The organism is Vibrio sp. 2134-1 (assembly GCF_033339495.1).
This window is the reverse complement of record NZ_JAWOUS010000108.1, coordinates 1-1,154: the sequence shown is the minus strand read 5'-3', so window position 1 is coordinate 1,154 and position 1,154 is coordinate 1. Positions and strand designations below refer to the sequence as shown.

The window sequence follows — 1,154 nt, the reverse complement described above, 5'->3', positions numbered from 1 at the left end:
TCATATTCCGTCAAACTGATTTGGCTAAGGGCGCAATTTTTCACATCGGTTACACGGTATTCGTAAACAATGTCTTTAAAGCTCAAATAGATGCTTTTGCTTTGTGAAGCTTTGACCCGTTTGTATTCGCTGGAGGTGTATTGATACTGCTTGCCGATGTAGTGAGCGAAAGCAAGCCGCTTGAGCAAACTGGGCGTTACTTTACCGCTTTCCCGCTGGCTTAGTGTGGGTTGATTTAAGCTTTCAAAAGCGCTGTAACTTCGGGCTAGCTCATCCGCTAATTGGCCTTGAGTTAACCCCCTTTCCTTTCGAATAGCAGCCACTGCATGCGAAAATTCTAACTTACTAACCATATATCTACGTCCTGAAATTATTATATTTTTGAGTGCTTCTCAGCGGCTCGGACCGAGCCAAAACTTTATGTTCTTGATCTTTTAGTGAGGTACATCATTTGGTCAGCATGTTGAATTAAGGAATCGCTACAGCTTCCTTCATGAGGAAAGCGAGCCATACCAACACTTAAACCGATGTGAACGTTTTGAAAATGGATAAAAATGGGTGCACTGCATGCGTGATGCAGCAAAGACTGAAACTGTTCTAACTCCTTGGTGTCTTCGATGTTTGGCAGGCACAGAATAAACTCATCGCCTCCGATGCGTGTCGCGAACTGGCCGTCGTCTAACAGATGCAAAATACGTTGGGCGGTGATCTGCAACACCTTATCTCCGGCGTCGTGACCAAATTCATCATTCACGGCTTTAAAGCCATCAAGATCGATGTACAACAGAGTAAACGGTTGGGCACGTTGAATCTGTTGTTCGATCAGTTGATTGCCTTTAAAGCGGGAATAGCACCCAGTGAGCTCGTCGATTTCGAGCAATCGTTCAAGCTTTTCCACCTGTTCATATTGTGTTTGCCAAATGCCATGCCAATAACACTCGATAGAGCGTAGCCCTTTGTAAATAAACAGGTTGAACAAAAATAAAAACGTACTTTGAATGAAAAATTCTTTTAAAGCGTGGAGTTTAAAAGGGTCATTCCCTGCCGTTATCAAATCAATGTAAAAGCAAAAAGTCATTGATAAGGCGTAGGTAAAGAACGACCAAAAAACACCGAACTCAACCATGGTCAAAAGTAGGTTGATTGTCACCAAC

Annotated in this window: 2 protein-coding genes; both read right to left on the bottom strand. The window is 43.0% G+C overall.

Annotated elements, in window-relative coordinates; all coding sequences use genetic code 11:
• On the bottom strand, positions 1-353 hold a 353-nt coding region (locus R7R78_RS24205), incomplete at its 3' end, for a helix-turn-helix transcriptional regulator (RefSeq protein WP_225474385.1).
• Positions 354-418: 65 nt separating this feature from the next.
• The coding region (locus R7R78_RS24200; RefSeq protein WP_225474384.1) for a GGDEF domain-containing protein at positions 419-1,154 on the bottom strand (736 nt) is incomplete at its 5' end.